The organism is Streptomyces sp. NPDC058812, from assembly GCF_042744565.1.
GTDB classification, from domain to species: domain Bacteria; phylum Actinomycetota; class Actinomycetes; order Streptomycetales; family Streptomycetaceae; genus Streptomyces; species Streptomyces thinghirensis.
In genome coordinates this window covers 125,850-138,833 of sequence record NZ_JBHYOB010000017.1, presented here as the reverse complement: position 1 = coordinate 138,833, position 12,984 = coordinate 125,850, and the positions used below count along the sequence as shown (strand labels likewise).

The window sequence follows — 12,984 nt, the reverse complement described above, 5'->3', positions numbered from 1 at the left end:
GCCGCCGGACGAGCTCCGAGGGTGGGTGGGCTGCTCCCACCCACATGGACGCGGTACCGAGCCGGTGCTCGGCTCCCGAGCGTTCGTGCCCCTCGGATGATCCAAGAGCGACAGAATGGTGCGATGGACCATCACTTCGTTGGCATACCGGAGTTGACCGGCGTTCCCCGTATTGCTGTCGTCATCGACGTCATGCGCGCCTTCACCGTGGCTGCCTGGGCCTTCTCACGTGGCGTCGAGAGGATCGTCCTGGCCTCGACGGAGAGTGAGGCACTCGCCCTGAAGGAGAGCCGCTCGGGTTGGCTGGCCCTGAAGGACGGACCTCCAGCGGCGGGCTTCGACGCGGTGAACTCACCTGGCTTGCTCAGGTCATGCGATTTCGCCGGCCGCACGCTGGTGCAGAAGACGACGGCTGGAACCGTGGGCGCGCTGGCCGTCGCGAACGCACCGCTGGTCCTGTGCGCGAGTTTTGTGGTGGCCGGCCCGACCGCGCGGTTCCTGCGAACCAAGGAGCCCGGCCCGGTGACGTTCGTTGTCACCGGCGAGGGAGGCCAGGCCGACGAGGACCTGGCCTGCGCTGAGTACATCGGCCGGTCCATGGCCGGAGGCGACGTCGAGGCGGCCCCGTATCTCCACCGCGCGAGGACCTCTCGTGCCGCGGCCGACCTCGCCGGTGGGCTGCGGAGCGGATACCACCAGGACGATGTCGATCTCTGCTTGGAAATCGACAGGTTCCCCTTTGCGATGATGGCTCGCCGGGAAGAGTCTCTGACGGTGCTCCGTCCCGTCGCGGTGCCCGCGGTAGTCGACTGAGTCACTACCGCTGCCCGGTACCGCTCCACCGACCTGGCGGGTGGTCGGGAAGCAGCCGAGAGGTACGCCATCAGTCGGTCGGATCGTGTCCGCTCGGCCCGGTCAGTTGAGCGTGCGCAGCACCAGCCGCACAACTGCCATGACTCCTCGCCAGATCCAACCGAGCAGTCCTCCCTCCACAGCGATTTCAGCGGCGGTTTCAGCAGCGTCCGTCCGGTCCACCTCGGACCGGCACCGGGAGCAGGAACGGGGCCAACTGCGCTTTCGCGCACGGCACTTCTTGCATATCGCCATGACCGCATTCTCTACTTCCGCCGCAACCCTCTCGCCCACCCCACCCCCGGCCCGGATCCCGGATCTGGGCAGCGGTCCCGGCTCCGGCAGCCTCGCCCTCGCCCTCGCCCGCCAGTTCCCCGCGGCGCAGGTGACGGCGGTGGGCATCTCTCCGCAGCTGCTGCACCGCCCGCACGAGCAGGCCGCCGCGCACGGCGTCGCCGACCGGATCAGCACGCTGGAGGCGAACATCGACGACCCCTGGACCGAGATCGGTGAGGGCGGGCCGTACGACCTGATCCGGGCCGCCGCGTTCCTGCACCACGTGGCCGACCCCGCCCGCACCTTCGCCCAGGCTTTCGAGCGGCTGCGGCCGGGCGGGCTCATCGCCGTCACCGAGATGGACTTTCCCCCTGCACCCGCACCATCTGGATCGCCCGCCGCCCATGATCCTCGGGGTGCGCCGCGCCCCGTCCCGGCTCACCCACTCTCGCCCCCGCTCCTGCGGAGCAGGCGTCGGCGACCAGCTCTGACGACGGCTTCGGCCGGCGGCTTCTCACATGTGTGGCATTCATGTGAGATAGAGCACTTTCAGGAACCATATGCAGGGACGGCGACGCCAGCCTAGAGTCCTGGGGTTTGCGGAGCGTTTACCTCCGCACCGCCCGGCCCGACCATCCGTTCCGTACACGACCTGTACGCGCATGCGGAAACCGGGCCGATTCCCCGACTCACGAGGAACCGGGAAGCATTCGCATGAGCACGTTGGAAGCCTGGGTCGTCGACCTCAACGACGCCTTCTGGACATATCTGCTGATTCCGCTGGTCGCCGTCGCCGGCGTCTGGTTCACGCTGCGCTCCAAGGGCGTGCAGATCCGCCTGATCCCGGAGATGTTCCGGGTCTTCAAGGACAAGCCGCAGTCCGGCGTCAGCCCCTTCGGCGCCTTCACCATCTCCGCCGCCGCGCGGATCGGCACCGGCAACATCGCCGGCGTGGCCACCGCGATCACCATGGGCGGCCCCGGAGCCGTCTTCTGGATGTGGATGATGGCGCTGGTCGGCGGTGCCTCGGCGTTCGTCGAGTCGGTCCTGGCCCAGCTGTACAAGGTGCGCGACACCGAGCCCGGTACGTACCGAGGTGGTCCGGCCTACTACATGCAGAAGGCGCTCGGAATGCGCTGGCTCGGCGTGGTCTTCGCCGTTCTGATCACGCTGACGTTCGGGTTCGTGCTGACCGCGGTGCAGTCCAACACCATCACGGTGGCCACGAAGGGCTCCTTCGGCTCGGACGCCTCCTGGTTCAACCCCGTCCTCGGCATCGTGCTCGCCGTGCTGCTCGCGCTCGCGGTGTTCTTCGGCGTGAAGCGCCTGACGGCCGTCACCAAGGTCATCATCCCGGTGATGGCCGGGCTCTACCTGCTGGTCGGCCTGGTCATCGTGCTCCTCAACCTCGGCAGCGTGCCGGGCATGCTCGGCGACATCATCGGCGGGGCCTTCGGCTTCCGCGAGGTCGCGGGTGGCGCCGTGGGTACAGCGATCCTGCAGGGCGTGCGGCGCGGCATGTTCTCCAACGAGGCGGGCATGGGCTCCGCCCCGAACGCCGCCGCGGCCGCGGAGACCACGCACCCGGTCAAGCAGGGCCTGGTCCAGACCCTCGGCGTCTACTTCGACACCCTGGTCATCTGCACCATGACCGCCTTCGTGATCCTGTCCGCGAACCCGACCCTCGGTGAGCGCGGCGGCGCGGACGTCACGCAGGCCGCCTTCACCAGCGCGCTCGGCGACTGGGCGGGGCACCTGCTGACCCTGGTGGTCTTCATGGTCGCCTTCAGCTCCATGATCGGTAACTACTACTACGGCGAGTCCAACATCCAGTTCATCACCCGCAGCAAGAGCGTGATGAGCTCGTACCGCGCCATGGTCATCGCCTGCGCCGTCCTCGGCGCGATCGGCTCGGTCCCGCTGGTCTGGAGCCTCGCGGACGTCACGATGGGCGCGATGGTCCTGGTCAACCTGATCGCGATCATCCCCCTCGGTGCGGTCGCCTTCCGCCTCCTCGACGACTACACGGCCCAGCGCAGCCAGGGCCTCGACCCGGTCTTCCGAAAGGACCAGGTGCCGGGCCTGCGCGGCGAGGTGGAATGCTGGGGCCCGTCGGACGAGGACTCCACCCCGAAGGAGCGGACGCCGGCAGGCTCACTCTGACCCGAACGAACCCCGGCACGACCCGTACACGTCGAAGGGCGGCATCCTGGAAGGGTGCCGCCCTCGGGCGTCACGGGGCCGGACGCGGCCGCGGCGCGAAAGGGTGCACGGCCCGCTGCGCCATCGAGCGCGGTGGGGGCCGGTGAACGTGACGTTCCCGCCGGCGTTGACCCTCCAGGAGGCAACACAGCACCCCTGGCCTCACCGCTACAGCGGTCGCAGTGCTTGTAGAACCTCCGCACGGTGGCGGGCCGGGCAGCGAATGCGTGCGCCAGGCCATGCGACGGTCGCCCGCCGGTTCGTGATCCATCCGGTGGCCACGCAACCTGCGACGACAACGCCACCGTGACAGAGGTGCGCCACGAACTCCGCCGTCATCTGATGACGCGCCAGTAGAGTTGGCAAAGGGTTGGCGAGTGTCCTGCCACAGCCACCCGCAGACGGACACACCCTCCCGCAGGTCAACGGACTCTTCCACGCGGCTTCAGCGGTACCGGAGGCGGCGCGGGGGCGGGCAACGGGTCCCCGTCGTAGCCCTTGACCTCTCCGAACCGGGTCCCCTCATCCAGTCCCGCCGCGCCTGCACGATCTCGTCCTGCGACCGTCCGATCCAGTTCCCGAACATAGCGAAGCCTGTGCGCCTTGCGCAGGTCAGCGGCGTTCCGGACCGCCAACGGTTAGCAAACCTTCAGCATCGGTTCCGGAGGAGTCGTCAATCGTGGGTTCCACTGCTGCCTTGGTTCGTCGGATGGGTTCGTCTTTCAGGGAAGCAGGTGAAGGAGTCCGGGTTTTCGACCCAGGACAAGGCGATCGCGCGTTTGACGGAGATACACAACGCGAAGAAGGCCGCGCCGCGGGGGCCAGGCGAAGGCGGACCGGATGGCGAGGTACGGGGCGATGCGGTTCCAGGAGTACGCCGGCGAATGGAAGGCCGGGCGGCGGGATCTGGGGCCGGCGTCGAGGGTGCACCTGGAGTCGCTGCTGAACATCCACCTGCTGCCGCTGCTGGGCAGCCGGCGGATGAACACCTCCGACCACAAGGTCCTCGAGAGCTTCCTCCAGACCCTGGAACGCGACGGGGCCGGCCTGGCGGCGCAGGCTAACGCGTTCGACAAGCTGAAGGCGATCCTGCTGGACACGAACCGGCTGGGCCTGTTCGACGACAACCCGGTCGCCGGGATCAAGCCGCCGCAGTACGACCCCAAGCGGGTGGTGATCCCCTCACCCGCGCAGCTCGCCCTAGCCCTGACGGCGCACTCGCCATTCCGTGACGGCTTCCGAAGCCTTGGTTGCGCAGCTCGGCAACGCCGACAGCGATGTTCACCGAGCCGGAGAGGATCTTCTTGACGGCCTTTCTGCCGTCAGGCCCGTCGGGAGCCGAACCGGCGTCGGGCTTCAGCGCCTTCCGCACCGTGTTGACGAGAGCGGGCAGGGCAGGGTTCTTGTCGATAGGCACGCCCAGCTCACGCAGAGCCGTCTTGGCCGTCGCCTCGATGAGCTGCCTGGCAGCGTCCCTCCCCCGGCGGAACGCCGACATGAGCTCCGACCACGCCTACGCCACGTCCCGCCGGCCAATCGGGGCTGACGCCGACCTGCCCACGTCCGCACCGACACCGGCCGGACGCCGCCCGCCGACCCCGACGACCGGTAACTGCCCGACCGGTACGCCCTGCTGGCCGCCCGCAGAGTCTTTACGCCGGCACCAGTGGTGGACCGGTGCGGCGCCGCCCGCGTGCCGGTGCGTCCGCACGGTCGTGGAGCCCGCCCCGGTCCACGAGGCCCGATCCGCTCACGGACGTACCGCCGTGGCACGGGGCAGCACGACCTGGCCCGTGACGAACTCGCTCCAGAGCCCGAACCTCAGCTCCGCGCCGGGCCTCGCCCTGCTCTCGGCGAAGCTGACGGCACGCTCGCCCGACCGGCGAACCGCGCCCCAGACCAGCTCGAAACGGGAGGTGCCCACGCGCTGCCCGGGCGGGACGGACGTCGGCGGCAGGATTTCGTCCAGGGCCCAGCGGTAGCCCAGCCGTTGGTAGTACGGCGTGACCTTTTCCCACGTCAGTTCCAGGATTGTGCCGGTCGAAGGAATCACCACGAGCGCGCCCCGCAGCCCGTTGGCATGCCGGGTGTTGAAGGCCAAGACCTCCGACACACCCGAGGGATACGCGTGGGCGGTGCCCCTGCCCACCTGCGAGTTCGGGGGGCAGCCTGCCACTCCACGCGTTTCGATCACCCCCCGGGGGCAGACCGGGAACGCCTCCGGACGGAAGGCGAGCGAGTCGTCGAAGAGAAACACGAACCGGCGGGCGGCAGCGGGCGGGCCGTCCGGCTCCGTGCGGCTGGTGCGGTGGAAGCCCACCCGCAGCCCGTTGCGCGCACCGCCGTCCGAAGCGACCGACACCGAGAGGGTGTCGATGTTGCGCTGCCCCTCCACATCCGGCTCGTGGGCACGCTGCGGTCCGCCCGGCGCGGGGTCGGGCTCAGAAGCGGGGGAGGCGTCCGCGGGCGCCGCCATCATCAGCAGCGCGGCTGCCGCCGCGGTCATCGAACCCAGCCGTGTGCGCATACGCATGGTCCACTCCAGCAGTTCCGGGGGCGTCTGTACGCCCATGCTCACCCGCCGCCGGCCGCGCTCTCGCCCCTCTGCCGTGCCTGGGGAACGCCGCACCCAGGGACCAGCCGCCCCAGGGACCGGCACAATGAACGCATGGTTCTGCATGGAGAGTTGAGGGACTTCCTGCGCTCGCGGCGGGCCCGCATCCGTCCGGAGGACGTCGGCTACGCCTCGGGCTCGGGACTGCGCCGGGTCCCGGGACTGCGACGGGAGGAGCTGGCGCATCTGGCGGGCGTGAGCGTCGACTACTACGTACGCCTGGAGCAGGGGCGCAACCGCAGTGTCTCCGACGCGGTCCTCGACGCGGTGGCGGACGCGCTGCGGCTTGACGAGGACGAGCGCACCCATCTCTTCCGGCTCGCCCGGCCGCGCAAGCCGGTCACCGAGACACCGCACGAGGCAACCGTCCGGCCGGGGGTGCGGCGGCTCCTCGACTGGATCGACGCGCCGGCACTCGTCATCGGCCGCCGCATGGAGGTACTCGCCTGGAACCGACCCGCCTGCGGCCTCATCACCGACTTCGGCCGACTGCCCCCGGCCGAGCGCAACCTCTGCCGCCTGCATCTGCTCAACAAGGAGATCGGCAGCCGCTACCCGGACCTCGACATGGTCGCCCGGGAGGCCGTGGGACATCTGCGCATCGCGGCGGGCCGCTTCCCGGAGGACACCGAGCTGCGGCTGCTCGTGGACGAACTCAAGGAGCACAGCGAAGAGTTCCGGCGCTACTGGGCGCTGCACACGGTGCGCACCAAGGCGCATGGGCTCAAGCGCATGGACCACCCGGAGCTCGGTCCGCTCACCCTCTCGTACGAGATCACCCACTTTCCACAAGATCCGGAGCAGAGTCTGCTCGTGTACACCGGCACCCCGGGCTCCGCCGAGGAGCAAGCGCTGCGCACCCTGGCCAAGACCGTCTGACGACGCGGCGCGCACACGGGGGGCGCGGCACCCTGGACCTGATCGGGTGTCAGCTGAACCCCCGGTACCACAGTGCGACCGCAGGCCGGGCCCGCAGGACCGACGATGGGTGTCCGACCAGCAACGGCCACGGAGGAAACCCATGCGTATGCCCACGCGCGGCTCGGCCGCCGAACGGCCCGGACCGAGGCCGGTGGCCTCATGGCAACGCCGTCTCGTCCTGGCGACGGCCACCACGCTCGCTCTCACCCTGACCCTCGCTCCCGCCCCTCCCGTCGCCCCGGCCGCCCAGGCATCTTCCCTGCCGGACCACTACGTCGTCCCTGGCGACCGTGCCTTCCCCACCGGCCTGGCCCTCGACCCCCGCACCGGCCACTTCTATGTGGGCAGTGCGCAGGACGGCACTCTGTACCGAGGTCACCTGGGCAGCTCCGAGGCGAAGGTCTGGTCACCCGACGGGCAGGACGGGCGTTCCGTCACCGCCGGAATGACCGTGGACCGCAAGGGGCGTCTGTATGTCAACGGGGCGGACACCGGAGCGATGCGGGTCTATGACACGGCCACGCGTGAACTCCTCGCCGAACTGCGCGGTGTGCCCGGCGGGTTCATGAACGACGTCACCGTCGCGGACGACGGCACGGCCTACATCACCGACTCCTTCCTGCCCGTCATCTACCGCGCGCAAGAACGCCAAGGACGGTGGACGCTGGAGCGTTGGCTCGACGTCGAGGACACTGCCGTGGACTGGATCGACGACCAGCACAACCTCAACGGAGTGGTGGCTGTGGGGAATCACCTGCTCACCATCCAAAGCAACACCGGACGCCTGTGGCGCATCGACCGCTCCACCGGCGTCGCAGACGAGGTCGACCTCGGTGGCCGTACCCTCCTGAGCGGCGACGGCATGGTCTGGCGAGACGGCCGCCTCTACGTCACCCAGGGCAACCTCTACGCGGACCCGGACGCCGAATCGCGGGTCGCCGTCCTGGAACTGGACGAAGACCTGTCCAAGGGCAGGCAGATCGCGTCCCTCGTCCCGCCCGGTGGTTTTCAGCACCCGAGCGCCGCGGCCCTCACCACGACGGGGCGTCTGCTGGTCGTCAACAGCCAGTACGACCGCTGGTCCGCGGGACTGCCGCCGCGGACGCTGCCGTTCACGATCTCCAGCCTTCGGACGCCGTGACGAACGGACAGTCCCCCCTGCGCACACCGCCGCGTCCACTCCCGCGAGGGCGAACCGCGCGCTTCGGTCTCCGACGAGCACCCGCTCCGGCCGGACAGCGCCTACAAGCACCTGGCCGCGCGGAAGAAGGATGTACCCGGCTTGCCGCCGGACATGACACCGCACTGGTACCGGCACACCCACGCCTCGGCCCCGGTGCTGTCCAGCGTGCCGATGCACGTGGTCAGTCGGAGGCTCGGTCACGCGGACATCCAGACCACGATCAACACGTACGCCAACGTGACCGAGGACGCCGAACTGCGCGCGTGCGCGGACTGGCAGAAGATCACGCAAGCCGGGGGAAGCCATCATGAAACCTGAGCCGATCGTCCATCTGGTAGCCGATACGGCGGCCGTTCCGTCGCCGCGTACTCCGGAGCGTAAGCGGCAGGCCAAGCCCACCGGACGCCGGCACGCAGCTTCATCGCATCACCGCCGTGGCAACACCGCCGCGCCGTACCGAGACACGCATCGTGGCCCGCTCGCCATCCTGGCAGCCGAGAGGCCGGGTACCCCTGCTGACCCGCCACGACCGGTCCGAAGAAGCGGGGTCAGCCCACCCCGCCGTCGAGCAGCCAGTTGTAGCGCAGCCGCAGCGCCCGCTCCGTGCTGGCCGCCACGGTAACGAGCCCGACCACGACGTTGCCCCATGCCGACAGATCAATGGGCGAGGTAAACGTCCCGACGTACTGGGCGACGCCCTCCGGTGCCCGGGTGACCTGTTCGGCGAGCTGAAGGATCAGGAGAACCAGGCCGATGACGAGCGCGATCGACGAGAGAAAACCCATACAGCGGCTCAGCGCGGGGTGCACGCGGTCGAGGCGCGCGCGGCGCCCCTCGGCGGAGGCGGGGTCCGGGATGAGTTGGTGCTCGGTCCCCTCGGCGGTGACGTAGTGGCAGCGCTTGAGCCCGAAGCTGCTCGTCCATACTTCGACGGTTCCGCCCTGGACGGGGAAGACGGCGGGGACTTTGGACTCGGCGTGATGCCTGCCATCGAGGTACAGGTGGGCCTTGACGTAGCCTTCCGATCGATTCTGATGCTTGACGTCGACGGCGTAGACCATCTGCCGGCCGTCTTCGTTCATCAGCCGGAGACGGAACAGTGCGCGGGTAAGCATCTGCCACCACCGGAATCGCTTCAACGGTCGCCCGTCCCCGGGCTTGACCCGCTGCACGGCCCGACGGTGCCGCCACTCCTTGAGCATGCCTCTACTCCTGTTGCTTGCTGGGTTCCGCCGCACAGGCGAGGTCCTGCGACGGGCGCTGCCCAGTGGTCAGGAACGCGGTCACCGCGTCGTTCGCGCACGTGCTGGGGCCGAACGGATAGACACCGTGCCCGCCCTGGTCGGCCGTCACCATCGTGGCCCGCTTCCCGAACGCCCGCCGCAGCTTCTGGGCACCGGCCAGCGGTGTCCCCGGGTCGCGCTCGTTCTGCGCCATGAGCACGTTCGACGGGCCCCGATCACCGATGCGCACCGGCGGTTCGACCCGCTTGTCCGGCCAGAACGCGCACGGTCCGATGCTGGCCGTGGCCCCGCCCAACATGGGGTGTTTCAGCCGGTCGACCGCGACGTTGCGCTGATACTCCCGGACCGTCTCCGGCCAGCGACTGTCGCCGCATATCACTGAGAAGCGGGCGGCCATGAAGTTCTCCATGTTCGGAAACGGCGGGATGGGCGGCGGCGGCTGGTCCGTGTCGAGTGCCTGCCAGGTCTTGGCCACCAGGGGCATGTCCGCATCGCTGTAGAGGCGGTCGAACGTGATCCCGCGGAACGACGTCGCGTCGAAGCCCTCGACCGGTTTCGCTTCCAACCGCTCCGCGAGATCGAAGAACTTCGCCCTCACCTGCTCCGGTGTGGTGCCGAGCCCGTACTCGGGATGCGCGGCCGCGAAGGCCGCGAAGTCCGGGAACCGGTCCTCCATTCCACGGGCGAACAACCGCATGGCCGTGACGTCGTAACCACCGGGACCCAGGTTGCTGTCGAGCACGATCCGGTCGCTGCGCTTCGGGAACATCGTCGTGTACACCGCACCGAGGTAGCTGCCATAGGAGGCGCCGAGGTACGAGAGCTTCGGCTCGCCCAGCGCTGCCCGGATCCGGTCCATGTCGCGCGCGATGTTCACGGTGGTGGTGTGCGGCAGCATCCACGCCGTCCGTGAGGTGGCGCACTGCTCGGCGACGGCCCGCGCGTTCGGCGCCTCCCGCGCGACATCGGCCGCGGTGTGCGCGTACGGCGGGACGTTGCCGCGTGCCTGCTGCTCCGGTGTCAGATCGCAGGTCACCGGCGTGCTGCGGCCGACGCCGCGCGGGTCGAAGCCGATCACGTCGTAGGAGTCCAGCACCTCCTGCGGCAGCCCTGAGCCGGCGAGAACGGCCGGGTAGCCGAGCCCCGTGATACCGGGCCCGCCCGGACTGGTCAGCAGCACGCCGCGGCGCTGCGAGGGTTTCTTGCTCGCCAGCCGGGAGATCGCGATCTCGATCTGCCGGCCGTCCGGATCCCGGTAGTCCAGCGGGACCTCGAACGTCGAGCACTCCAGACGGGGCAAGGCGGCCTTCTCCGAGGCGACCGCGACCTTTTCCGAGGCGGCCTTCTCCGAGCACGGGCCCCACCGCACGGAGTCTGGCGTCGCCGCCACCGCCACTCCTGGAATCGTGGTCGCCGCCACCGCGGTCGCGGCGATGGCGAGGGACAAGTTTCGGTGCATCTGATGTCCTCCTGATGGGTGCACGGGGGCGCCGGAACGGGCGTGCTTGGGACGGGCCCCGCCGCGGATCACCGCATGGGCGGACAGGGCTGTGATCACCATCCCGACCGCCTCGACGAGTCTGTCCGTGCGACGCCGCCGGCACATCAGCCCGGCGGCTCGAATCGCCTTCGACCAGAGTCGAGACGGTGATTCGACTCTGGTCGAAGGACACATCAGCCCCCGGTCTGACTCACCGGCCGTACCGCTTCGCGACAATGGCCAGGTGAATACAGACGTCGCGCCACGGCTCGGGGGGTGGCAGCAAGCCTGGCGGCTGGCGGCAGCCGCGGCAGTGGGCATACCTACCTGGCTCTCCATCGGCGTGCTGTTGCGGTGGCAGGCGGCCGGAACGGGCTCCTGGTTCCTCATCGGTGATCCGCTGGTGGCTCTCGGCTGCCTGACGGCGCTTCTGTGGCGACGGCGGTTCCCGCTCACCGTCGCCATGACGGTCGCGATCGCCTCGCCCGCGTCGGCACTCGCCACCGGCGCCGCGCTTCTGGCGCTGGCCTCGCTCTCCACCCGTCGCCGTCCGGTGGAGAGCGGGGTCGTCGGGCTGGCCTACGTGATCGCGTCACAGTTCGCCGTCGGGCTCTACCCGGTCCAGAGCCCGCCCGGGTCGTTGTGGTTCCAGCTCGCGTTCCCAGCATTGACCGCGGGCATCGCGGTGGCCGTGGGCATGGCCATCGGCGCGCGACGTGCCGAAGTGCGGTCCTTGCGAGAGCGGGCGGAGAGCGCGGAACGGGAACAGACCGCACGAGCGGCGCAGGCACGGGCTCTGGAACGCAACCGGATCGCCCGCGAGATGCACGACGTGCTCGCACACCGGATCTCCCTGGTCGCCATGCAGGCCGGCGTACTGGACCACCGCAGCGACCTCGCAGCAGAGGAAACCCGCGTGCTGGTCCGCGGCATCGCCGACGGCTCCCACCAAGCCCTGGAAGAACTACGGGATGTTCTCGGAGTGCTCCGGGCCGACCCGGGCCGCCCGGAACCACCCCAACCCTCCCTCGACAGCATCCCCGACCTGGTAGCCGACGCCCGCACCTCCGGACTGGACGTCACGCTCACCACCACCGTGACGGAAAAACCATCCGACATCGCCGGACGAACCTGCTACCGGATCGTCCAGGAAGGGATCACCAACGCCGCCAAACACGCCCCAGGCGCACACGTACACATCACCCTCGAAGGAAGAGCAGGCGGCAAACTCAACGTCAGCGTCCGCAACTCCCCGGCGACCACGAGAAACGCACAACCACCGGCATCGGGATTCGGCCTGCTCGGCCTCACCGAACGAATCAACCTCGCCGGCGGAGCACTCAACCACCACCCCACACCCGACAACGGATACATCCTCACCGCCCAACTACCCTGGCCGGACCCCACCCACGAAAAGAGAACCTGAGTGGACAGCGAGCGGGAGCCGGTGCGCGTCGCCATCGTCGACGACGAACAGCTGGTGCGAATGGCGCTGCGGCTCGTCATCGACGGCGAGCCGGACCTGACCGTCGTCGCGGAGGCGGCCGACGGGGACGCCGCGATCACCGTGGTGGACGAGCATCGGCCGGACGTCGTACTGATGGACGTGCGCATGCCCGGCCGGGACGGTCTCAGCACAACCCGGGAACTCCTCACCCGACCGGCGCCGCCGCGGGTGCTCATGCTGACCACATTCGACTCCGACGATCTGGTGCTCGGCGCACTGCGCGCCGGAGCCCTCGGGTTCGTCCTCAAAGACACCCAACCGCCGCAGATTCTCGACGCGGTGCGGACCGTCGCGGACGGCAAGCCCGTGCTGTCTCCAGCGGCCACGGCACGGGTGATCGCCGCAGCCACCGGTCCGCGGTCCGCTCACGCTCGCAGCTCATCCCGTGAAGCCGCACGGAAACAGCTGTCCACACTGACCGAACGAGAACTCGAAACCGCTCGGGCCATCGCGGACGGACTGGGCAACCCGGAGATCGCCCAGCGGCTGCGCATCAGCATCGCGACCGTCAAGGCGCACACAGGCAGCCTGTTCGCCAAGCTGGCGGTCGAGAACCGGGTGCAGATCGCACTCCTGGTCCGCGACGCAGAGGAATGACCAGCCTGCAGCCGACCGTCCGCGAACCACGGAAGCGTGCATGTTCATGCGCTCCGGCAGCGTGAGGCGCTGGCCCCGTCGCCCGCGCGGTTACGCGGGCGGACGGGG

General features: G+C 69.4%; 12 protein-coding genes and 1 pseudogene. 8 read left to right on the top strand and 5 right to left on the bottom strand.

Annotated features, from left to right (window positions below; translation table 11 throughout):
* The first annotated feature begins 123 nt into the window (after positions 1–123).
* The 3 genes from ACFW48_RS29375 (at position 124) to ACFW48_RS29365 (ending at position 3,291) form a co-directional block, all read left to right on the top strand.
* Positions 124–813, top strand: a complete 690-nt coding sequence (locus ACFW48_RS29375) for a 2-phosphosulfolactate phosphatase (RefSeq protein WP_386319684.1) — start codon at positions 124–126, stop codon at positions 811–813.
* Between the two features lie 292 nt (positions 814–1,105).
* Complete coding sequence (locus tag ACFW48_RS29370; RefSeq protein ID WP_386319681.1) at positions 1,106–1,714, top strand: class I SAM-dependent methyltransferase; 609 nt, start codon at positions 1,106–1,108, stop codon at positions 1,712–1,714.
* Positions 1,715–1,842: 128 nt separating this feature from the next.
* Positions 1,843–3,291, top strand: coding sequence for an alanine/glycine:cation symporter family protein (locus tag ACFW48_RS29365; protein ID WP_386319678.1), 1,449 nt, complete (start codon positions 1,843–1,845; stop codon positions 3,289–3,291).
* A gap of 461 nt (positions 3,292–3,752) precedes the next feature.
* Here the strand turns inward: ACFW48_RS29365 and ACFW48_RS29360 are convergent.
* The 3 genes and pseudogenes from ACFW48_RS29360 to ACFW48_RS29350 form a co-directional block, all read right to left on the bottom strand.
* Positions 3,753–3,916: pseudogene (locus tag ACFW48_RS29360) on the bottom strand (pirin family protein); the annotation flags it as partial.
* A gap of 555 nt (positions 3,917–4,471) precedes the next feature.
* Positions 4,472–4,828, bottom strand: coding sequence for an abortive infection family protein (locus tag ACFW48_RS29355; RefSeq protein WP_386319676.1), 357 nt, complete (start codon positions 4,826–4,828; stop codon positions 4,472–4,474).
* Positions 4,829–5,080: 252 nt separating this feature from the next.
* Complete coding sequence (locus ACFW48_RS29350) at positions 5,081–5,902, bottom strand: hypothetical protein (protein WP_386319674.1); 822 nt, start codon at positions 5,900–5,902, stop codon at positions 5,081–5,083.
* Between the two features lie 96 nt (positions 5,903–5,998).
* Here ACFW48_RS29350 and ACFW48_RS29345 point away from each other — a divergent pair, with 96 nt between their 5' ends.
* The 3 genes from ACFW48_RS29345 to ACFW48_RS29335 all read left to right on the top strand — a co-directional run bounded on the left by ACFW48_RS29345 (position 5,999) and on the right by ACFW48_RS29335 (position 8,366).
* Positions 5,999–6,823: a helix-turn-helix domain-containing protein gene (locus ACFW48_RS29345; protein ID WP_386319672.1), complete on the top strand. Its 825-nt coding sequence runs from the start codon at positions 5,999–6,001 to the stop codon at positions 6,821–6,823.
* A gap of 142 nt (positions 6,824–6,965) precedes the next feature.
* Positions 6,966–8,006 (top strand): SMP-30/gluconolactonase/LRE family protein, encoded by a 1,041-nt coding sequence (locus ACFW48_RS29340; protein ID WP_386319670.1) that lies wholly within the window; start codon positions 6,966–6,968, stop codon positions 8,004–8,006.
* Positions 8,007–8,117: 111 nt separating this feature from the next.
* Positions 8,118–8,366, top strand: a complete 249-nt coding sequence (locus ACFW48_RS29335; RefSeq protein WP_386319805.1) for a tyrosine-type recombinase/integrase — start codon at positions 8,118–8,120, stop codon at positions 8,364–8,366.
* A gap of 230 nt (positions 8,367–8,596) precedes the next feature.
* On the opposite strand, the gene ACFW48_RS29330 is transcribed toward ACFW48_RS29335, so the two are convergent.
* The gene (locus tag ACFW48_RS29330; protein ID WP_386319668.1) at positions 8,597–9,250 is read right to left on the bottom strand and encodes a hypothetical protein; all 654 of its coding nucleotides are present in this window, start codon (positions 9,248–9,250) and stop codon (positions 8,597–8,599) included.
* A 4-nt stretch (positions 9,251–9,254) separates the two neighbouring features.
* Entirely contained in the window at positions 9,255–10,751 is a 1,497-nt protein-coding gene (locus ACFW48_RS29325; RefSeq protein ID WP_386319666.1) for an alpha/beta hydrolase, read from the bottom strand.
* Between the two features lie 265 nt (positions 10,752–11,016).
* Here ACFW48_RS29325 and ACFW48_RS29320 point away from each other — a divergent pair, with 265 nt between their 5' ends.
* On the top strand, positions 11,017–12,198 hold the full coding sequence (locus ACFW48_RS29320) for a sensor histidine kinase (RefSeq protein WP_386319803.1): 1,182 nt from the start codon (positions 11,017–11,019) through the stop codon (positions 12,196–12,198).
* Entirely contained in the window at positions 12,199–12,876 is a 678-nt protein-coding gene (locus ACFW48_RS29315) for a response regulator (protein ID WP_386319664.1), read from the top strand. It abuts the gene before it with no gap.
* The last annotated feature ends 108 nt before the right edge of the window (positions 12,877–12,984 follow it).

What these genes read in the sequence shown, in the direction of transcription:
- ACFW48_RS29350 (WP_386319674.1), bottom strand. Translation starts at nt 5,902, where the DNA reads ATGGGCGTACAGACGCCCCCGGAACTGCTGGAGTGGACCATGCGTATG.
- ACFW48_RS29370 (WP_386319681.1), top strand. Translation starts at nt 1,106, where the DNA reads ATGACCGCATTCTCTACTTCCGCCGCAACCCTCTCGCCCACCCCACCC.
- ACFW48_RS29375 (WP_386319684.1), top strand. Translation starts at nt 124, where the DNA reads ATGGACCATCACTTCGTTGGCATACCGGAGTTGACCGGCGTTCCCCGT.
- ACFW48_RS29325 (WP_386319666.1), bottom strand. Translation starts at nt 10,751, where the DNA reads ATGCACCGAAACTTGTCCCTCGCCATCGCCGCGACCGCGGTGGCGGCG.
- ACFW48_RS29355 (WP_386319676.1), bottom strand. Translation starts at nt 4,828, where the DNA reads ATGTCGGCGTTCCGCCGGGGGAGGGACGCTGCCAGGCAGCTCATCGAG.
- ACFW48_RS29345 (WP_386319672.1), top strand. Translation starts at nt 5,999, where the DNA reads ATGGTTCTGCATGGAGAGTTGAGGGACTTCCTGCGCTCGCGGCGGGCC.
- ACFW48_RS29330 (WP_386319668.1), bottom strand. Translation starts at nt 9,250, where the DNA reads ATGCTCAAGGAGTGGCGGCACCGTCGGGCCGTGCAGCGGGTCAAGCCC.
- ACFW48_RS29340 (WP_386319670.1), top strand. Translation starts at nt 6,966, where the DNA reads ATGCGTATGCCCACGCGCGGCTCGGCCGCCGAACGGCCCGGACCGAGG.
- ACFW48_RS29365 (WP_386319678.1), top strand. Translation starts at nt 1,843, where the DNA reads ATGAGCACGTTGGAAGCCTGGGTCGTCGACCTCAACGACGCCTTCTGG.